At 49.5% G+C, this 19,779-nt stretch carries 16 protein-coding genes and 1 tRNA gene; 9 read left to right on the forward strand and 8 right to left on the reverse strand.

Features of this window, described 5'->3' with window-relative positions; translation table 11 throughout:
• Positions 1–49 precede the first annotated feature (49 nt).
• Complete coding sequence (locus EHT25_RS08085; RefSeq protein ID WP_124873080.1) at positions 50–1,741, forward strand: VRR-NUC domain-containing protein; 1,692 nt, start codon at positions 50–52, stop codon at positions 1,739–1,741.
• Positions 1,742–1,970: 229 nt separating this feature from the next.
• Positions 1,971–2,351, forward strand: a complete 381-nt coding sequence (locus tag EHT25_RS08090) for a c-type cytochrome (protein WP_124873082.1) — start codon at positions 1,971–1,973, stop codon at positions 2,349–2,351.
• Positions 2,352–2,508: 157 nt separating this feature from the next.
• On the opposite strand, the gene rlmB is transcribed toward EHT25_RS08090, so the two are convergent.
• Positions 2,509–3,327, reverse strand: coding sequence for a 23S rRNA (guanosine(2251)-2'-O)-methyltransferase RlmB (rlmB, locus tag EHT25_RS08095; RefSeq protein ID WP_124873084.1), 819 nt, complete (start codon positions 3,325–3,327; stop codon positions 2,509–2,511).
• A complete protein-coding gene (locus EHT25_RS08100; RefSeq protein ID WP_124873087.1) occupies positions 3,300–4,649 on the reverse strand; it encodes a GWxTD domain-containing protein in 1,350 nt (449 codons plus the stop codon). Before EHT25_RS08100 ends, rlmB begins: the two co-directional genes overlap by 28 nt.
• A gap of 199 nt (positions 4,650–4,848) precedes the next feature.
• Here EHT25_RS08100 and EHT25_RS08105 point away from each other — a divergent pair, with 199 nt between their 5' ends.
• Entirely contained in the window at positions 4,849–5,616 is a 768-nt protein-coding gene (locus EHT25_RS08105) for a class I SAM-dependent methyltransferase (RefSeq protein WP_124873089.1), read from the forward strand.
• 69 nt (positions 5,617–5,685) lie between these two features.
• Here the strand turns inward: EHT25_RS08105 and EHT25_RS08110 are convergent, their stop codons facing one another.
• Complete coding sequence (locus EHT25_RS08110; protein ID WP_229311468.1) at positions 5,686–6,573, reverse strand: SDR family oxidoreductase; 888 nt, start codon at positions 6,571–6,573, stop codon at positions 5,686–5,688.
• A gap of 131 nt (positions 6,574–6,704) precedes the next feature.
• On the opposite strand from EHT25_RS08110, the gene EHT25_RS08115 reads away from it, so the two are divergent.
• Positions 6,705–7,838 (forward strand): trans-sulfuration enzyme family protein, encoded by a 1,134-nt coding sequence (locus EHT25_RS08115; RefSeq protein ID WP_124873091.1) that lies wholly within the window; start codon positions 6,705–6,707, stop codon positions 7,836–7,838.
• On the opposite strand, the gene EHT25_RS08120 is transcribed toward EHT25_RS08115, so the two are convergent.
• Positions 7,835–8,695, reverse strand: coding sequence for an SDR family oxidoreductase (locus tag EHT25_RS08120; protein ID WP_124873093.1), 861 nt, complete (start codon positions 8,693–8,695; stop codon positions 7,835–7,837). The genes EHT25_RS08115 and EHT25_RS08120 overlap by 4 nt on opposite strands.
• Before the next feature lie 1,072 nt (positions 8,696–9,767).
• Between EHT25_RS08120 and EHT25_RS08125 the strand changes: the two genes are divergently transcribed.
• From EHT25_RS08125 to EHT25_RS08135, 3 genes are all read left to right on the forward strand, one after another.
• Entirely contained in the window at positions 9,768–10,028 is a 261-nt protein-coding gene (locus tag EHT25_RS08125; RefSeq protein ID WP_124873095.1) for a hypothetical protein, read from the forward strand.
• 291 nt (positions 10,029–10,319) lie between these two features.
• Entirely contained in the window at positions 10,320–12,533 is a 2,214-nt protein-coding gene (locus EHT25_RS08130) for a hypothetical protein (RefSeq protein ID WP_124873097.1), read from the forward strand.
• A gap of 5 nt (positions 12,534–12,538) precedes the next feature.
• Entirely contained in the window at positions 12,539–13,705 is a 1,167-nt protein-coding gene (locus EHT25_RS08135) for a hypothetical protein (RefSeq protein ID WP_124873099.1), read from the forward strand.
• A 78-nt stretch (positions 13,706–13,783) separates the two neighbouring features.
• Here EHT25_RS08135 and EHT25_RS08140 read toward each other — a convergent pair whose 3' ends face one another.
• The 4 genes from EHT25_RS08140 to EHT25_RS08155 all read right to left on the reverse strand — a co-directional run bounded on the left by EHT25_RS08140 (position 13,784) and on the right by EHT25_RS08155 (position 18,282).
• Complete coding sequence (locus EHT25_RS08140) at positions 13,784–14,953, reverse strand: cysteine desulfurase family protein (RefSeq protein WP_124873102.1); 1,170 nt, start codon at positions 14,951–14,953, stop codon at positions 13,784–13,786.
• Between the two features lie 191 nt (positions 14,954–15,144).
• Positions 15,145–16,554 (reverse strand): phosphoglucosamine mutase, encoded by a 1,410-nt coding sequence (gene glmM, locus EHT25_RS08145; RefSeq protein ID WP_124873105.1) that lies wholly within the window; start codon positions 16,552–16,554, stop codon positions 15,145–15,147.
• Positions 16,555–16,676: 122 nt separating this feature from the next.
• Positions 16,677–17,519 carry a transglutaminase family protein gene (locus EHT25_RS08150; RefSeq protein ID WP_124873107.1) on the reverse strand — a complete coding sequence of 281 codons (843 nt, stop codon included), beginning with the start codon at positions 17,517–17,519 and terminating at the stop codon, positions 16,677–16,679.
• 37 nt (positions 17,520–17,556) lie between these two features.
• A complete protein-coding gene (locus EHT25_RS08155) occupies positions 17,557–18,282 on the reverse strand; it encodes a proteasome-type protease (RefSeq protein WP_124873109.1) in 726 nt (241 codons plus the stop codon).
• Between the two features lie 235 nt (positions 18,283–18,517).
• Here EHT25_RS08155 and EHT25_RS08160 point away from each other — a divergent pair, with 235 nt between their 5' ends.
• The gene (locus EHT25_RS08160; RefSeq protein WP_124873112.1) at positions 18,518–19,198 is read left to right on the forward strand and encodes an NUDIX hydrolase; all 681 of its coding nucleotides are present in this window, start codon (positions 18,518–18,520) and stop codon (positions 19,196–19,198) included.
• A gap of 161 nt (positions 19,199–19,359) precedes the next feature.
• Positions 19,360–19,431 (forward strand) — tRNA-Arg (locus tag EHT25_RS08165).
• Positions 19,432–19,779 lie beyond the last annotated feature (348 nt).

Consider the following 19,779-nt stretch of genomic DNA (forward strand, 5'->3'; position numbering starts at 1 on the left):
CTGATAAGTGCTATTTTCCGCCCTTCTTTTCTGCTTTTTCCTCAAGGATATGGCAACCAGACCGCAACAGATCGAACTCCCTCCCAAATATTACCTTGATTATTTCAGCTACCTGACTGATTTTGTCCGGCGCATGTACGGGCATCTGCTGAATGATGCCGAAAAGGAATTTATCCACCGGTTTAATGAATTGACCGAGGATGCTCAGTGCATGTATGTGCGATTCAGCAACCGGCGGGGCACGTTCTTTCGGGTTCAGAAACTCCAGTATAAAGAAATCGACGACCTCCCGGCGGCAGTTGGGGAGTTGCTGATTAACGGTTTTATCGAACGATTGAATCCGCACCACGAAGTGCTGGGCGACGAAGTATTAAACACCTTCACAAAACCCGAATTGCTGGAATTGCTACCGTTGGAACCGGAAGAAATCAAACCGCTGTCGAAGGCAAAAAAGGAAAATATTGTCCGCTATAGCCTGCACGAACTGGATTTCGGCCGGATTATTGAAAGCCTGACCCGCCACGAAACCGTAGTCAAACCCAATTTCGATGCGGAGGTCATGATGCTGAAATACCTGTTTTTTGGGACGCGTTCCGGCGATATGTCCGAATTTGTAATCCGGGATCTGGGCATGGTGACTTTCGAACGATACGACGAATCGAAGCTGACGGCCCGGTTTGCCAACCGCAAGGAAGTTGAGGACAAATTGCTGATTTCGCTCACCAACGAAGAGTTTCACGCATTGAGAGACTCGGTAACTCCGCCCGAAGATGTTTTCAACTGGTTCATGAACTGGGACGAAACCAAGCCCGAACTGAGTGAGATTGCGCTGCCGGGTTATGCCAAACTGGTCACACACGTCGGCGGTTTTCTGGAACGCCAGAAAATGCCCGAGCAAGCCATGCAGGTATATTCGCTGACCGATCGGGTTCCCGCCCGCGAACGGCGTGTTCGGTTGCTGTTTCGCTCAGGGCTTACGGAGGAAGCTCTGGCCTTATGCGACGAAATTGCCCTCAATCCGCAGAACGCCGACGAGCGGTATTTTGCGAATGATTTCCGGGAGAAGATGCTGAGTGCCGGCGAGAAAAAACGTTCGCGTAAAGCAACGACCCGGTTTTTGTCCGATGCCGAAAGCGTCGGAATTCCCGCAATTTACCGGCATCATGTCGAAGCAGGTGTCATGAATCACTTTCTGGAAACCGGTTGGGAAGCGGCTTTTACCGAGAATTATCCGTGGCGCGGGCTTTTCGGACTGGTATTTTGGGACATCATCTACGACGCCAATGTGCAGGCCATTCATCATCCGTTGCAGCGGTCTCCTTCCGATTTCTACCTCCCCGATTTTTACCTGAAACGGGAAGAATTACTGAAAAAGCGTCTGGCCGATTTGAAAACCCGGGACGATTGGAAAAAGCACATAGAAACGGTTTTCTTCGAAAAATACGGCATCACCAACGTACTGGTTGACTGGAATGAAGAACTGCTCAGTCTGAATCTTCAGATGGCTGATTTGCTGGAACCGGCGCAACTTGGATTAATTTTGCTGGAGATGTCCCGGAATTTACGCGAAAATACGCGCGGTTTTCCGGATTTGCTGATCTGGAATGAACAAGGTGAGTATGAGTTCATCGAGGTAAAATCGCCGACCGATCATCTGGGTGCGCAGCAATTGCACTGGCTGGAGTTTTTCCAGATCATCGGCGTCCGCTCGCGCGTATTGCGGGTAATCTGGACGGTTTAAATCGAAATTTTGGAATACGGTTGTGCCTGCACGCGACATTTTTATCAAAAAACCGTTCTCTCTTCTTTTTTATTTGGGAGAAATTAAACTTTCCTGAATATCAATTGTCATAGGGATGCAGATCAGGAAAAAGCCGGTAGAGTGTTGGTGTATTTTAAAGCAGCTTTTTAACTTTGCCAGTCCAATACTCGTTGGTCATCTTAACTTACAAGCTTTTAATCGACATTACATGAAAAGAACGTTTGGAATTCTCATTGCGGTAGCCCTGACCGCAGGCATTTTCGCCAACAAAGCGCAGGCTCAGACCGTAATCCCCGAGGACGTTAAAGCATTACTCCAGAAAAACATCTGTCTGGCCTGCCACAATCCGGACACCCGTCTGGTTGGTCCTCCGTATAAAGAGGTTGCAAAGAAGAAATATACCGATGCTCAGATTGTCGAACTGATTTATGAACCCAAACCGGAACATTGGCCGGGTTACCCGCCGATGGCTGCCTTGAAAAACGTTCCGAAAGACGAAGCGTTGAAAATTGCCGCCTGGATCAACTCACTGGATGGTGGTGCCAAAAAAGCACCGGCGAAGAAAGCAGCCGGTAAGAAAACCACTTAATTCGTATACCTGCATAAAAAAGGAGCTTCTACTGACAGAAGCTCCTTTTTTATGAGGTCTCGTCGCCACTTCAACAACAATTTTAGGTGAAAAATCGACGTACTTTTTGGAAATACCGGCACCCGGTAAAAAGCCTGATCAAAAGTGGCAATAAGGATTAAAACCCTTCATCAACCGGCGGCTCATTATCGCTAAAAATCCGCTGCCGGACGGCTTCGTACAATACCACCCCCGTGGCAACGGAAACATTCAGCGATTCGACCTGCCCCACCAGCGGAATCCGGGCGTGGTGATCGGCCAGCCGCAGAAGTTCATCGGAAATCCCATCATCTTCCGAACCCATGATAATGGCCGTTGGTCCCGACATATCGACATCGTAGAGGTAATGGTCGGTTTTTTCGGTGCACGCGATGACCTTGATTCCGGAATCTTTGAGGTATTTAACCGTCTCTTCCAAGTTGGTCTCGCGACAAACCGGCAAGTGGCTCAACGCCCCCGACGAGGTTTTCATGGCATCAGCATTGATCAGAGCCGCTCCCCGGGCCGGAATCACAATTCCCTGCACACCCGCACATTCGGCCGTGCGGGCGATGGCGCCAAAGTTACGGACATCGGTAATCCGGTCCAGCACCAGCAACAGCGGCACGTGGCCTTTTTCGTAAACACCAACAATGACGTTGGAAAGTTTGGCGTAAAAAATCGAGGAAACGAAGCAAATCGCGCCCTGGTGATTTTTTCGGGTAATCCGATCCAGCTTCTCGGGTGGAACCCGCTGGATTGTAACGCGCCGTTCGAAAGCGAGTTGTTGAATTTCGGGAAAACTGCCTTCTTTCACCAGATAAAGGCGATCGATATCCTTCCCGGAACGCAAAATTTCGGTAACAGATTGAATACCAAACACCATCTCCTCGCTGGAGTATTGTTTGGGTTTGGGAGTATGATACGTATTTATTCGCGAATTGCGCCGGTTCTCCATGCTTCGACTACGGGATACCAGACCGGTTGATATTCAACATATCGCACCAGTTCATAGTGATCCTCAACAAATTGATTAGGTTTTCGATTAAATGTAAAATTTATTTCGGACACATTGGCCCGCTGGTTATACACCCAGACCTCACGGTCGCGGCTGCGCTGCACCCGGTCGGGCGGTCCCAGCACAATGTAAATCATACCTTTGTCGGTTTTCCACCCTTCTTTATACGTTGTAAAAAGCCGGTTGGCATCTTCGACCCGACCGTAATAGGCTTTAATGGCACTTTTCGCCAGATTCTGATCACCGGCCATCAACGTCAACCAATACCGGTCGAGGGCTTTCTTAAAGTCCGGAGCGTTATTCAGGGTGGTAATTTCGGTGTTGGTACTCACATACAGAATCGGCTTGATCAATTTTTCGGGTCGGGTTATTTTCGGGAACCGGTTGTCGGCCACCACCAGGCCCATGCCATAAGCGTCGGCAGTATCTTCCAGAAAATAATACAATCCTTCCTTGGGCAACGAAAACGGCTGGTTCGTCATCACCGTCATGGCCGAATCCAGGCCGAGAACTTTTGCTGCGGGCCGGGGAGTGGTATTCATCGGCGATTGCGCGGGATCAAAATCGTGCTCGTAACGATACAAATGCAATGATTTTGAAACCGAACCCAACACATCCCGAACGACAATCGTATCGCCGGTATTCACAAAATGCTGTTGCTGAGGCAGGTTGGTTTTCGGATCGAAAAAAGCAAACCGGTCGCTGAGCTTGGTCGCCTTAAACCGGATGGGCATGTCGTTCAGCACTTTCCGGCCACTGCTGATTTCGGTGATTTCGGCCAGCATGACCCCATTGATCGCATTGGCCGGTTTTTTGACATCAAAAAAGATGGTCAACACATCGCCCGATTCCGCCGAAGGTTCCCGAATAACCGACTCCGCCGTCAGCGGAATGTTGCCGTAGCCCAACCGCTCCCGGCTGTTGTAATCCGGATAAATGACGTAATTGAGCATAAACCGGGAAGTAAAATCGTCGACGGAGGCATGTTCACTGCCTTTCCGGACTGTCACGTTCAAATACACCCGGATGGACGTTGAATCTTTTCCCAAAAACCGGGCTTTGGTCGAAGCGACCCGCCAGGTAGACTGAGCTGGCTGGGCAGGCGGTGGAGTCGACGATGGACTCGTCCGGGATGCAGCCCGGTCCGATCGATCAGCCGGGCGGTCGGTTTGGCGGGTATTGTTCTCAGCCAGTTTACTCCGTTTTCCGGAAGCACAGGCCCCAAGTAAAGCCGCACAGAGTAAGATAATTGCTATTCTCATACTGATTTTATGCTGTTCAACTTTAAAACGAACAAAACACCCAATACCGTCAAATGCAATTCGTTTTTTCAAAGCTTCTGCAAATGAAGTAACTTTACGGAAAAAGAACTATGATTAAGGTGATTCTTATGATTACGGTGATTAAAACGTTGTTATCATTTAATCATCAACATCATCTCAATCATAATTATCACAGTCTATGTATAAAACCACTGAAATTACCTCAGCCGAAATTGCTTCCGACAACCCGGTTCACCAGCGACTGTTGTTTCCGTATGTTGAAGCCGCCAAAATGGTAAGCGGCAACGTGCTGGAAATTGGCTGCGGCTGGGGTCGCGGACTGGAATTGCTGACGCAGGCGGCTGACCATTATACCGGTATTGACAAAAATGAAGCCCTGATTCAATCACTCCGTCAGGAATACCAGCAATCTACGTTTATTCAGGCCAATATTCCACCCCTAAGCGGTTTGGCCGACAATACCTTCGATTATATCGTTACCTTTCAGGTAATTGAACACATTCAGAACGACGATTTGTTCATCAAAGAAGCGTATCGGGTGTTAAAACCCGGCGGAAAATTGCTGCTCACGACCGTAAACCGTCTGTTTTCACTAACGCGTAATCCGTGGCATGTTCGGGAATATACAGCCGATGAACTGAAAAATCTGATCGGGCGGTATTTTCCGACCATCGAAACCCGGGGCATTCACGGCAATGGGAAAGTGATGGAATACTACGATCAGAACAAAAAATCCGTCGAGCGAATTACGCGATATGACATCTTTGATCTGCAACACCGACTGCCCCGCTGGATGCTCCAGGTACCTTACGATTTACTAAACCGCCTGAATCGCAACAAGTTATTGCAACAGGATGGTCTGGCGGCCCAGATCCATTACAAAGATTACATTCAGACGAACACCCCGGCCGGTAGTCTGGATTTCTTCTACCTGGCCAGGAAATAAATAGTAGCGTTAGCCGCTGACAGCGCGGGCCGTCGATACGGTCGGAAACTCTGTCAGCGGTTTTGCGTTCTATCCCTCTTTCGCTGGTCGATTCGCCAGCTTGATGGCCTGCCCGATTTCATCCCATTGCTCCGAAGTTACATTTTCCAGGTGATTAAATTCACCCGCCGAAAGTACCTCCCCCCCATCGATCGTCATGCATTCGCCGGTAACGAACGACGAATAATCGGACAACAGATAAGCCGCTATGTTTGCCAGTTCCTGATGATCACCCACACGCCTGAGCGGTATCCGGCTGGTTGGGTCCATCATTTTCACCAGCGGTTCCGGAAAAAGCCGGTCCCAGGCACCCTTGGTCGGAAACGGCCCCGGTGCAAGTGCATTCAGGCGAATACCGTATTTGGCCCACTCAGCTGCCAGCGATTTAACCAGAATCAGCGCTCCCCCTTTGGCCACAGCCGACGGTACTACATAGCCGGAACCCGTTGTGGCATAAGTCGTTGAAATGTTTAAAACCGTTCCCGGTATCTTGTTTTCAATCCAGTATTTTCCGACTGCCAGCGTAAAATAATACGTTCCCTTCAATACAATATCCACCACGACATCGAAGGCCTTGTACGATAAACGCTCGGTCGGGCTGATGAAATTTCCGGCCGAATTGTTCAGCAGGCTGTCGATCCGGCCAAACCGCCCGATGGTCTGGGCAATAACCGCTTCAATCTCCGGTGGATTCCGAACGTCGCACGCCAGTGGCAATACCTGCCCACCGGTTTCGTCCATCAATTCGGCCGCAGTGGCTTCCAGAACCGGTAATTTTCGGCTGCAAATGACGAGGTTGGCTCCCAGTTGTAAAAAATAGCGCGCCATCGATTTTCCGAGCCCCGTGCCGCCCCCCGTTACAATAATTGTTTTATCTTTCAATGCCCCTTCACGGAGCATACCTTCTGCTTTGATCATGCTGTGTAACGTTTATGGTGTATGGTTCGTCGTTTTAAAATCTTAACCGTGAGGTTGTAAGATAACTATACACCCTAAACGATAAACGGCTCTTAAACTAACCGTATTTTTGTTTATAATCCGATAATCCGATGCATCCTGAAACACTCGCCATTTACCAAAACCGCCCGGACGATGCCAATGCCGGGGCAGTAGCCCCGCCCATTACCCTCAGCACCACGTTTGAACGCGACGCCGACGGGTCGTTCCCACACGGACATGTGTATGCCCGCACCAGTAATCCCAACCGAAATGCGCTCGAAACCGCGCTGGCTCAACTCGAAGGCGGTTTTGCCGGACTGGCATTTAGTTCCGGCCAGGCTGCCACACTGACCTTGCTGCTCGCGCTCCGGCCGGGCGATCACGTCCTTATCGGCGACGATGCCTACCACGGAACACCGGCCTTGCTGGAAGAGCTTTTCCATCCGTGGGGGCTCACCTACACCCGGGTTGATATGACCAATCTGGAGGCTGTTCGCAGTTCCATTCACGAAAATACCCGCCTGATCTGGATCGAAACGCCATCCAATCCCTTGTTAAAAATTGCGGATATTCAGGCGATTGCGGATCTGGCGCACGAAGCCGGAGCGTGGTGTGCCTGCGATAACACCTGGGCAACCCCCATTCTGCAACGCCCGCTCGATCTGGGTTGCGACGTGGTGATGCATTCCACCACCAAATACATTGGCGGTCACAGTGACGTACTGAGTGGAACGCTGATTTTTAGAGAGGATAACGAGTTGTACCATCGGGTTCGGCGGTATCAGCTTATCGGGGGGGCCGTTGCAGCTCCATTCGACTCCTGGTTGTTGCTGCGCGGGATTAAAACGCTGGCTACCCGCGTCAAAACACAATCCGCTACGGCCAGGGCCGTAGCCGAATTTCTAAGTCGGCACCCGGCGGTCGAGGTGGTGCATTATCCGGGTCTGGAAAGTCACCCCGGTTTTGCCATCGCACAAAAGCAGATGCTGCTCTGTGGAGCCATGCTTTCGGTACAAATCCGGGATGGTGCCGAAGCTGCCGTACGGGTTGCGGGCCAGGTCCGGATTTTTACCCGGGCAACGAGCCTCGGTGGCATCGAAAGCCTGATCGAACACCGGGCGTCGGTCGAAGGACCGAATACGACGACACCCCAGAATCTGCTCCGCATGTCGATCGGTCTCGAACACGCCGACGATCTGATTGCAGACCTGGATCAGGCTTTATTCCACGCAAAACCGCTTTAAAACGCAACCTGATGTTGTTGTAGTTGGGTCAGATTTTCACTGAGTGTCCAGAGCTGGCTGGCATAGTATTTACTCTGGGCAGCCGCACTGGGCACTTTCGGGCGACATTTGGCAAAATACAGGCCCGTTACCTGGTCGACTTCGGGCGAAGAGGCCAAATAAATGGAGGTTTCCGCCCCTTTTTCCGAACTGATGAAAAAGGGGCGCATCATGTTGAAAAGCAATCCCTGCAGATTACTGTAATTCTTTGCAAAACTGGTTTTCACAAGGCCCGGATGAACGCTGTTCGACGTGATACCGTAACCGGCCAAACGATCCGCCAATTCTCTGGCAAACAGAATATTGCAGAGTTTGGAGGCACCGTACGCTTTCATCCCGTCATAGTGTGCCGGTTTGGGTAACTCGTCGATGATAAAACCGCTATCCCATCGGTGCGCTTCGGATGAAACCGTGATTACGCGGGCATGGGTGCCTTTCTGAAGTAAACCGGTCAGGAGATTGGTCAGGAGAAAAGCGCCGAGGTGATTGGTGGCAAACGTCAGCTCAATGCCTTCGGGTGTATACTGTTCCTTTTCAATGTATAATCCGGCATTATTGATCAGGACATCGAGACGATCGTAACGACCCGTCACCTCGTGGGCGGCCTGAATTACCGACGTCTGCACCGCCAGATCGCACCACAACAAGTCGACCTGACCGGTTTTACTAACGCGTTTGATTTCCTGCTGAACCGGTCGGGCTTTCTTCAGATCCCGGCAAAGCATGACGATATCGAATCCTTTTCGGGCCAGTTCCAAAGCCGTTACTCGCCCAATGCCCGAATTGGCACCGGTGAGCAGACAGATTCGAGATTCCATTTGGACTTGATTCAGGTTGCGCATTCTTGTGTAACTATAACCGGTCGAAGCAGGCAGAAGTTTATTTCTGCGCTCTCAGAAGGTAAATTTTTGCAGACTAAAGTGAGTTAATCGCACGTGAAGAAAAAATATAGAGTGGATTTAATGTCTGATATTTGACTAATTAGTCCTCAATGAAAAGCAAGCTATTGATAAGCTATTGTAAAAACCAGTGTGGATATTTAACTTCCTTCTTCTTACCAGATATTGCATTGTTTCAATTTTCAGTTTTTTAATCCCACGTAGGCAATGAGCAAATTAGTATAAAAGATGGTGATTTCGAAAATCTGAGGCCTTTGACTCCGAATCAAGTTTGAAAAAAAATCATTGTGAGAATATCGCTTTAGGGAAGTTGCGGCCAAAGGCAGAGCAAAAACACAGGGCAAGCGGCTTTCTAAAAAATGAAACACTCTGCATTTATTAGAATAAAAAGGTCTGATAATAGCCATATAATAAATAAAGAAAAATATATAGTTATTTCTCCTGAGTATTTAAGTACGATTTAATACATTCGCTTTCATAACCCTTAGTACTTAACGTGTAGAACTTAAATGAATTCTTCAACTCTCCTCGCCTGGCAGAACGGTTTTTCGTTTGTGCCTAAAGTCCCGAATCCATTCCAGGACGCTTCCAAGGTTCCATTGCTTGCGTTTTTTTCACCATTTTATTCGGGATAACCCCTGAACGTTTCCAACAACCCGCGTGACGTAACACAATTTTACTTTCAGCCTATTCACTCGGATGGTTTTTGCAAACTGTTCGGAAAATATCCTATTGACGTATATGTAATAGCGTTAGGGAATTATTCACTAAATACGCGTTGATTTTTCAACCGATGGGTCTGATTTAGTCGTGGATTGGGAAAAGTTCAGCGCGCCAAATTGAGATATTCCGGTGTAGTATTCACTTGCCCTTCCAAAAAATAACCAGTAAATACGATTTCCGCCAAAACGCCAGCTGTTTTGCCCAACAGTTAATGAAAATAGTTGAAGATCGACTTTAGAACCGTGTATTTATAAATTAAATCAGCTATATGGACCCGACCATCTGCGCAACCATCATGCATCCGGCAACGGGGTATCTCCAGCTTCGGCTATCGCAGCCTTCGATCGGTGCGGTTTTGGAGTTGTTGAACCTATATGTTCAGGACGGCTATGAGGTATTGTCCGCCTTTTTGATCGATTCGTCGAGTTGCCTCCGACTCCCGCCCGAAGCCTTTGACGGTCAGCCAATCTGGCGGCCGATGCTACAACTCAAGCTCGAATGGCAACAGGTGTTGCGTGTTCAAACGTAATGAAAAAGATAAAGTGAGTAGAAGGCCGGTATATTATCAGACATCCTATTGACCTAAGATATTAAATTAAAAAATACATGAAAAATAATTAATACAGCATTGTTTAGTCAAATATCCTAAGTAACTTTCCCGGCGAAATTAGTAACTATTGTCGGGTAAATACTTAGAAATACCATTAGCTGAAGCGTTTTTCTATTTAAAATCTTCTATTTATTTCCCTGATTTTCACTATTTTCTCTGTCCAACTTTTAGTCCGAAACGTGTCTATTTAACCCAAATCATAATCGATTAATGACCTCTATTTTAATCCAGGAAAAACGGGAACAGCGGGTAGGTGCCATTGTCGCCAAACGGCAGTCTGTTGCGAAAAAATTGAATAATATCAGACAGGTTTTCAACTCGTTGAAGGCGACTATCGAAGTGATGGAGGAAAGGCGCACGGAGATCTATCATTCCACGGATAACGAAACCATTCGATACCGTCTTTCCACGATTGATCTTCCGGGCCTTCGGCAACGGGTTGAAATAGAGGAGAAAAACGTGGCCCGGTATTATTCCCGTTTCGCCCGAAAAACCCTCAATATCGGAGCGGTTGGGTTGGCTCGACAAGGCAAGAGCCAGCTGTTGCGCAGTCTTTCCGGATTAGATGACAGCGCTATTCCGGCGGGTCCGTTCGGTCATTGCACCGGGACCCGAAGTACCATTATCCATAGTCCGCTGGTGGAACCGCACGGCGAGATTGAGTTCTATACGAAGAACGAATTTGTGAAGGAAGTCATCGCTCCGTATTACTCGGAACTTCTTGATTCTGTGCAACAACCGACTACTTTGGAGGAGTTTGAGCACCAACCCCTGCCACCGCTTCCGGCGGAAAAACAGCAGAGTTTGAGTGCCAAAATCAAATATGCGCAACTGGAATTATACAAAAATCAATTAGGCAATTACAAACCGCTACTGTCCAGAACCTCACCCCGTTACGTGCCAATCAACAATGTGCGGGAATACGTGGCGCAGGAGGATACGAGCGGCAAAAGAATCTTTTACAATTATCTGGCGGTTCGGGAAGCGCGCGTCGTCTGTACATTCCCCCACGACAACGTCGGCGATTTGGCGTTTGTGGATATTCCGGGGCTGGGCGATACCGGTATTGTGGCCGAAAACTGGCTCGGGAATACCTTGAATAACGACGTCGATATCATTCTGTTTGTTAAAAAACCGTCGGCTTTAGGGGAAGTCTGGAAACCACAGGAAGTTGATTTGTACGATACGCTGCGGAGTCTGTTACCCGAACTGGATCTGGAACGCTGGTCGTTTCTGGTCATGAACCGCGTGCGTTCGTCCTCACCAAATGAAGACAATGTTCGAAATTGCGAACGGCTTATTCGGGAAAAATCGGAGCAAATGAAGTTTGCCGGTGAAGTCATCGCCGACTGTTCGGACAGCGAAGAGGTGAGCGAAATCATCCTTCAGGAAGTGCTGGATTACCTGACCCAAAATATCGAGAAAATTGATCAGGTGTATATCAATTCGTTGTACGATCGCTTGCGGGTTTTACACGGCCAGATCAAGACGGAAGCGCAGAAGGCGAAAGAGGCTCTCGGCGTCGTTTCGGAATCTACCCCTTTTAGTTTCAACAGCTTCAATCGCTTGTTTAAGGATGTCGTCAAAAAAGTATACAGCGGTTTTGAGCAACTAACGAAAGACTTGCGCGACAAACGCGAAATTCCCGATGCGGTTTTTCAGGATTACGTCGCGCGGGCGCAGGAAAATGCGTATGCCGACTCCGGCATACCCAGTCTGGAAGAAATCGAGGACACCCGAAACTTGCTCGGGGGCTATAAATCGGCCTGCGAATATTACCTGAATTACAACCGGACGCACCTTACCCGGCATTTCGAGAGCCTGGAAGAAGGACTGAGCAAATCGGTTGAATCGGTTAAAATCCAGCTTGCCGATGTCCTTAAAAATGAGTTTCAGGGGCGCTTGAATCAGCTGAGTGCAGCCACCGGAACGGCTTTTTTCAAGGATGTGGTCAAACTATTGGGCGAGCAGTATCCGGCGTTGCACCCCGCTTTTGAAATGCTGATTGACTTTCAGCTCTCGTACCAGGGATTTTTCTATTACCGGCTCCGCCGACACCTCGATTATCTGGCACCGGATACGGGCATTGTGGAATTGAGCGTCAAACCGTCGGCGAAAGAAATTCATGACCTGCTGACGGCCATGCACAAAATTGTTCTGGAGAATTTAAAAGGCGAGTTGATACACTGGCCGATCGAGATCAACCACGCCATTTTTGCTACCATCGAGCAGTTTGTGGACAAGGTGTTGCGCTCGGAAAATGCCATCGATGAATGGCAATCGTTTTACATCGAAAACCGCGCAAAGGTCTGGCCGGAAACATTTCAGGAGCTGTCTGTTAACAACGGTTTACGGTGGCAATGGATCGAGGTAACGGAACGGCTCGGTACGATAAACAAATCCATTTTAACATTCGAAAATTAACGATTATGAATGCAGAATTTAACATTACGGTTCTGGGCACGGCACGGGCCGGAAAAACCAGTTTACTTTCTTCAATTTATAGTCAATTAGCGCAGGTTATTGGAGAAGCTAGCGGTCTCGAAATTAAACCGGTAGCGGATGCCGATGTGTTGCTGGACCAGCAGGTTTCTAACCTACAGAGTGCCTTTAACAGCATTACGCAAATGCCACTGAATAACGCAGATGTGGTACAGCCGACAACCATTCCGGAGGAAAAAGTGAAGCCTAAACCCCGGTATGAATTTAAATTTGGCATTGATAGTAAGAAGTCCAAAACTACCTTTAAAAAAAGCAGCATCGTTGATGTAGGTGCTCTTTTAAACCTCCGCCAAAACAGCAAACGAAGCCCGAACCGGCTGGATACCCATCATTCCGACATCGGATACCGGTTTAACCTGGGTCAGAAAAATAAAAAACCGAAAATGCAATTGGTGCTGCGGGATTATCCCGGCGAGCAGATTCTGGATAATTCCAAAGAAGTCATCAACCGAATTCGGGAATGTGCCGTTACGCTGATCACCATTGATACGCCCGCTTTGATGATTGAAGGCAATTCGGCCTTTCCGTGGTCGTTCCACAAGGAGCGCAACCAGCTGGAAAAAAAGAAAAATGGAACGACCAACATCCACAGCATTTTTCAGGAAGCCTACAAGGAGTTAAAAGACAAAAAACTGGTTATTCTGGCACCGGTTAAATGCGAAAAATGGATGAAAGAACCGGAATCGGCCAGTCTGCTACTGGAGCGGATCAAGGCCGGTTATGATAGCCTGCTTCAGTTGCTGGCGAGCGAAAACCTGAAAGATAACGTCGCCGTTGTGGTGACGCCGGTCGAAACTTTAGGAAGCATTGTCTATGCATACATGGATAATCAGGATGTGTATTCTCCCCAGTTCATGAAGCGCAGTGTTTCCTCCAAATATGATCCGCGGTATGGCGACCAACCCTTGCGGTACATGCTGCGGTTTGTGTTAAAACGTTTTCTGGAAAAACCCGGTTTTTGGTTCGACTGGTTTGGCGATGATAAACCGTTCCTGAACGCCATTCATGATTTCGCGAAAGATTGCAAATCGGATTATTCGCAGGGAATTCAAACCAGCGGTTTTTCCGTCATTCAGGGCAGTCAGTTACTGTAAAAAATAGACCGCCGGATGGCGGTCTATTCCGGGATTCGTTTAGTGGGAAATGCAGAACGGGGACAATCCCGCTGTCCGTTATTTCACGGCTTCCTGTTCGCGTTTGAACAGGCCAACCAGCGTATTGACCACATAGTCGACTTCTTCGGCCGTGTTGTATTTACTGAAAGAAAACCGGATGGCTCCGCGTTCCGGATCGTTGCCGGGCAGCGCCGACAGAACGTGGGAGCCGAGGTTGGAACCACTCGTGCAGGCACTCCCACCCGAAGCCGAAATACCCGCAATATCGAGGTTGAAGAGCAGCATATCGCTCATATCCGACGCGGGCAGGCTAACGTTCAAAACCGTGTACAAACTCTCGGACAGGCTCGCCGACAGCCCATTGAAAGAGACGCCGTCCAGCCGTTCGCGGAGTTGGGTGATCATCCGGTTCTTCAGACTTTCAATGTATTGCCGGTGGCTTTCCATCTCGCGGTAGGCTATCTCCAGCGCCTTGGCCAGGCCCACAATCCCGTAGACGTTTTCCGTTCCTCCGCGCATGTTGCGCTCCTGCGAACCGCCGTGAATGAAGGGGTGAATAGCCCCACGACCGGATTTGGTGTTGGCATTGACGTACAGAAACCCGACGCCTTTCGGGCCGTGAAATTTATGAGCGGCACCCACCACAAAATCGACCGGAAGCTGCTGTAAATCATGGCGATAGTGGCCCATTGTCTGCACCGTATCGGAATGAAAAACCGCCTGGTGTTCCCGGCAGAGAGCACCCACGGTTTCCAGATCGAGCAGGTTACCGATCTCGTTATTGCCGTGCATCAGCGACACCAGTGTAGTCGGATTGGCCTTCAGCAAGGCTTCCAGATGCGCCAGATCGATGCGTCCTTCGTCGTCTACCTCCACCAGATTTAATTGAACAATACCCTGTTTATCAAGGTGCTGGAGCGTATGAAGAACGGCATGGTGTTCGAGCGGGGAGGTAATGGCGTGGGTCAGTCCGTAGGTCTCGATGGAACTGCGGATGGCGGTGTTATCGGCTTCAGTGCCACCGGACGTAAAGAAAATTTCGGCGGGAGAGGTATGAAGCAGCGTTGCGACGGTTTTTCGGGCCCTTTCCAACGCCGTCCGAACTTTCCGTCCGTGGGAGTGAATCGACGACGGATTGCCAAACTCCTCGGTCATCAGCGGGAGCATGGCTTCCAGCACCTCCGGGTCGAGACGGGTGGTCGCTGCATTATCAAAATATACGTGCATGTGATGTTGTGTAATGGCCACAAAGGTACAAAATTAGCAGGAACGCCAATTCCGATGCGACTCAATGTTACCAGTAGGTAGCCGGATAAACACAAAAATGCGGGAAGTGAGTTCTGCAAAAGAATCAGAACTTACTTCCCGCGCTGGTTAAAACCGGGTTGCGGTTTTCTATCGTGACCTTAAACGAGGGTCTACCGTTTATCCGCAATCACTTCTTTAATATCCGAAATGATCTTGTTGGCAAGGTAATCCGCGGTCGACAGTGTATCCGATTCGGAATAAATCCGGATGATGGGTTCCGTATTCGATTTGCGCAAATGAACCCATTCTTTATCGAACTCGATCTTGACGCCGTCGATGGTATTGATTGGATTTTTGGCGTATTTGGCCTTGATCCGTTCCAAAACCGCATCGACGTTGATATCGGGCGTCAGTTCAATTTTGTTTTTGGAGATGTAGTAGTTCGGGTAAGTCCGGCGCAGCATCGACGCCGATTTGCCGAATTTAGCCAGGTGCGTCAGAAAGAGCGCAATGCCCACCAGCGCATCACGGCCCAGGTGCAGGTCGGGGTAAATGATGCCTCCGTTGCCTTCGCCACCAATTGCCGCATCAACTTCCTTCATCATTTCAACAACGTTGACTTCACCGACCGCTGAAGCCGAATGCTTGCCGCCGTATTTCTGGGTTACATCCCGCAGCGCCACCGTCGACGAAAGGTTTGAAACCGTATTGCCCGGTTGTAAATCTTTCGAGCGGTTTTTCAGGACATAATCCGCAACGGCCACCAGGGTGTATTCCTCACCAAACGGGGATCCGTCTTCGCAGATCAGCGCCAACCGGTCGACATCCGGATCCACCACAATGCCAAGGTCGTATTCGTTTTTCTTGATTTCGAGAATAATGTCCCGCAGGTTTTCGGGCAGCGGTTCGGGATTGTGCGCAAAATGACCTGTCGGTTCGCAGTGTAACCGGTGAACGGTTTCGACGCCCAGGGCTTCGAGCAGCATCGGCACGATAATACCGCCGGTGGAGTTAACCGCATCGACAATCAGCTTGAATTTCCGGGCGGCAATGGCTTCTTTATCGACCAGCGGCAGAGCCAGAATGGCATCAATGTGCTTTTGCAACCAGGTAGTGTCGGTCCGGTAACTTCCGAGTTTCCGGACATCTGCAAAATCGAACGCTTCCGATTCGGCGAACGCCAGCACTTCGGCGCCGTTTTCTTCCGAAATGAATTCGCCTTTTTCGTTGAGTAGCTTGAGCGCATTCCATTGCATCGGGTTGTGACTGGCAGTCAGGATAATACCTCCGGCCGCATTCTCACCCGTGACGGCCAGCTCAACGGTTGGGGTGGTCGATAAACCCAGATCAATCACATTCAGCCCCAGGCCTTGCAGCGTTGCTGATACCAGTTTCGAAACCATTTCGCCCGATAACCGACCATCCCGCCCGATTACGATTGTCCGATTATCCGGATGCTGGTTTCGAATCCATTGTCCAAAGGCGGCCGCAAACTTTACCACATCCAAAGGTGTAAGGCCATCGCCACTACGCCCACCAATTGTTCCACGAATTCCGGAAATCGACTTTATTAATGCCACGTTGAAGAGAGAATAGGAGTTGAGGAGTAGGGAAAATCAGCCGATTCGATCCCGTAGCTGAAGGCCCAGCTCCCCAATTCTTGAATTGAAAACAAATATAATTCCTTTTTCCGATCTGCTGACTATTCTGATCCGGTAATCGAAAGCGCGACCGTCATCGTCGAACGGGCTTGTCCCCGAAAGGAACCGGTCAGCGGAGACAGACGGTCATGGAAAAGCGAAGCCGCCAGAAAAACATGGTGATTGATGACTACCGAGCCTTCGGTCGGATCGAAACCGCGCCAACCCGCACCGGGCAGGTAGACTTCCGCCCAGGCGTGGAGCTCGTGCTCCTGCATCGGATCGCCGTAGAGATACCCGCTGACAAACCGGGCCGCAATGCCCAGACTTCGACAGGCCGCAATGTATAACACGGAATAGTCACGGCACGAACCTTTGCGCGAAATCAGGGTCAGTTCGGCGGAAGTTGCCGGACCTTCTTCCCGGACTTCATACGCAAAATTGTTGCGGATCGTCGTAGCAAGGTGCGACAGAAACGGCACGGTTTGCCATTTGGCTTCCGACGCAATCTGCCGGGCATATTGTTCGATCAGCGTCGTTACCGCCGTCCGTTCGAGATATGGTTCGAGCAATTTCCGGTCGGCGTCGGGATAGGTGAACGGAATTCGCTGCGTCTCGAACGGAAACAGGAAAAAATCGTAGGCGTTGTACAAATCCGACTCAACCTCCGTTTCGGCCCTGACAATCAGCGAATCGGTGGGGTTGTTGAAGTAAATCACCTGCTGGGTATTGCCTTCAATATCGACGTTGTTGACCAGTTTGCTGGGTTTGGGATCAACATGCAGCTCGAAATTTATCAACCGCTGGTGCGGGTAAATTCTGGGGTACAAATACAAGGTGTGCGGTTCCAGCGAAACCGCTGCGGAATAATCATACCGGAGTTCATGACTGACCCGAAGTTTCATCGAAGTGTGGAAAAGTTTACGTCAAGTGCATTCCGAATTAAACTATTTTATTAAAAATGGGATTCATCCAGGCGGTTGGAAGTTTACGAACCGAATTGTTCAGTAACGCGCTCCACTGGTTCGAAACCGCTTCCATGTCCTCTTTTTCGAGCCGGTGTTCGGCAAAATGAAAACTATCCTTCTCGTAAACCACCACGTCGAGCGGATAATCCACGTCATTTGCACTCACCCGCGTGGCATCGAACGCCAGAAAACCCATTTTCAACGCATCCTGCAGCGAGGATTCGTACGTCAGATTCCGGTACAACAGCGGTTTTCCATAGCCCGAATTCCCGATGATTTTAAACGGCGAACCCTGATCCACTTCCACCCAGTTGCCTTCCGGATATAGCAAAAACAGCTTATGTTCCTCGTCGTCTTCGAGTTGCCCGCCCACGATGGCGTTGAGGTTGAAATGCATTCCCGAGGCTTCCAGGGCCGCTTTGTCTTCAATGGCGACCCGCCTGACTTGTTCGCCAAACGCGTTAACGGCTTTGTATAACTTGTTGAACGAGCGGTCTTTCTCTCCGATCACCTCCCGAAAATAGGTGATGGCTTTGTCGCGGACGGAGCGCAGACCGGAGGTCATGATAAACAGGGAATGATTTTCCAGTTCATGAACCGAAATTTTTCGATTACTCGAAACTTCGGAGCCGGAGGTAAGTCGGGTGTCGGCAATGGCGACTAAGCCGGAGGCTACTTTGATACCTAAACAATACGTCATTGAATCTGTAAACTACAAGCTATGGCGAATGGCAAATATACACGTTTCCGAAATTTGCCCCCCGATTTAAACCGGTTTTTGCAAAAACAACTCATTTTTGTTTCAAAGCCGCGGCAGCCAGGGGCGAAAAGTGCTCCCGGAATTAAAAATGAGTAGACTTTAAAAAAGGTTTGTTACTTGCGTTGCCGGATTCGCTGAGAAAGGCCGATCCCGAAAATCAATCGCTCCAAAACGAATGCATATGAAAAAAGAATTGCTTGCCGATGCACCGAAATTCCGGTTCTGGCAACAACAGGCCGAAACAAACGGACTGGTTATTAACCATATCCATGAATTTTACGTCCGCCACCGGCACAATGGTGAGGTGCTTTTTGCGATGCTGGAAGTGGACGCCAACACGCCCGAAGGGGATAAAATTCCACCCGCGCTGTTTCTGAAGGGCCACGCCGTTTCGGTGCTGGTGTGTCTGATCGATCAGGATACGAAAGAGAAATACGTAGTGCTGGTTCGGCAACGGCGCATCTGCGATGGTTCCCACACGTACGAACACCCCGCGGGTATGGTCGATACCACCGACGATCCGCAGGAGGTGGCGGCCCGCGAGGTCGGCGAGGAAATTGGCCTGGCTCTCAAACCGGAGGAACTGACCAGACTCAATAACCGCCTGTTATTTCCGAGCACCGGCACGAGCGACGAAGCCATGCATTATTTCTACGTGGAGCGCGAAATGCCGCGTCAGCAGATCCTGGATTTCCACCACAAAGACATGGGAGTAGCGTCGGAATTTGAGCGAATTACGACGGCTGTAACGACGCTGCCCGAAGCCCACAAACTCATTACCAACATCAACGGCCTACTGATTCATTTTTTATATTTGAATGCCGTTGGCGATTATGAAACCATGAAGTTGCTGTGAATGAGCGTGAAAGGCGCGGAGCATGGGGTGTGACGCAGCAGGCCCAAAGGGCAATGGGGGCTGTTTAACAGGAAAAAAGAAGAAAAAAGAAAAAACCGGCTTGTGAAAACGGAGTAACAATCACTATATTTGCAACCCGAAACGGGCATCCGCCCGCGAATGGACCCGTAGTTCAATGGATAGAATTTCGGTTTCCGGTACCGACGATAGGGGTTCGAGTCCCTTCGGGTTCACGAAAAGCCTTCTGCAGCAATGTGGAGGGCTTTTTTACTTTTCGGGGATAAGGTACTTGTCCAAGCCGTTTCTGATGGAACTCAACGCTTTTGGCTCCCTTTGTTTGGAGTCATCTTTTTTTTCGCTTGGCTCGGCGATTGGTATCGTCTCAGAATAGGTACGTCTACTGCCCAACAAGCCGACCGAGTGGTTGATTTGCAACCATTTTATACAGGTGCAGGCTGATAGGTATAGGTTCCGTGGCACCCGCTGGAGGCATTCTTGGTTGGCATTCCAGCTACGAAGGATTTTAATAATCGACGTCCTAAATAAGTAACTTTACCCGCCGGTTTGCTTCTTTTGCTCTG

The organism is Larkinella rosea, from assembly GCF_003858635.1.
Lineage (GTDB): Bacteria > Bacteroidota > Bacteroidia > Cytophagales > Spirosomataceae > Larkinella > Larkinella rosea.

Excerpts from the sequence above, each read along its gene's own strand:
- EHT25_RS08085 (WP_124873080.1), top strand. The coding sequence starts at position 50 with ATGGCAACCAGACCGCAACAGATCGAACTCCCTCCCAAATATTACCTT.
- EHT25_RS08090 (WP_124873082.1), top strand. The coding sequence starts at position 1,971 with ATGAAAAGAACGTTTGGAATTCTCATTGCGGTAGCCCTGACCGCAGGC.
- rlmB (WP_124873084.1), bottom strand. The coding sequence starts at position 3,327 with ATGGAGAACCGGCGCAATTCGCGAATAAATACGTATCATACTCCCAAA.
- EHT25_RS08100 (WP_124873087.1), bottom strand. The coding sequence starts at position 4,649 with ATGAGAATAGCAATTATCTTACTCTGTGCGGCTTTACTTGGGGCCTGT.
- EHT25_RS08105 (WP_124873089.1), top strand. The coding sequence starts at position 4,849 with ATGTATAAAACCACTGAAATTACCTCAGCCGAAATTGCTTCCGACAAC.
- EHT25_RS08110 (WP_229311468.1), bottom strand. The coding sequence starts at position 6,573 with ATGATCAAAGCAGAAGGTATGCTCCGTGAAGGGGCATTGAAAGATAAA.
- EHT25_RS08115 (WP_124873091.1), top strand. The coding sequence starts at position 6,705 with ATGCATCCTGAAACACTCGCCATTTACCAAAACCGCCCGGACGATGCC.
- EHT25_RS08120 (WP_124873093.1), bottom strand. The coding sequence starts at position 8,695 with ATGGAATCTCGAATCTGTCTGCTCACCGGTGCCAATTCGGGCATTGGG.
- EHT25_RS08125 (WP_124873095.1), top strand. The coding sequence starts at position 9,768 with ATGGACCCGACCATCTGCGCAACCATCATGCATCCGGCAACGGGGTAT.
- EHT25_RS08130 (WP_124873097.1), top strand. The coding sequence starts at position 10,320 with ATGACCTCTATTTTAATCCAGGAAAAACGGGAACAGCGGGTAGGTGCC.
- EHT25_RS08135 (WP_124873099.1), top strand. The coding sequence starts at position 12,539 with ATGAATGCAGAATTTAACATTACGGTTCTGGGCACGGCACGGGCCGGA.
- EHT25_RS08140 (WP_124873102.1), bottom strand. The coding sequence starts at position 14,953 with ATGCACGTATATTTTGATAATGCAGCGACCACCCGTCTCGACCCGGAG.
- EHT25_RS08150 (WP_124873107.1), bottom strand. The coding sequence starts at position 17,519 with ATGAAACTTCGGGTCAGTCATGAACTCCGGTATGATTATTCCGCAGCG.
- EHT25_RS08155 (WP_124873109.1), bottom strand. The coding sequence starts at position 18,282 with ATGACGTATTGTTTAGGTATCAAAGTAGCCTCCGGCTTAGTCGCCATT.
- EHT25_RS08160 (WP_124873112.1), top strand. The coding sequence starts at position 18,518 with ATGCATATGAAAAAAGAATTGCTTGCCGATGCACCGAAATTCCGGTTC.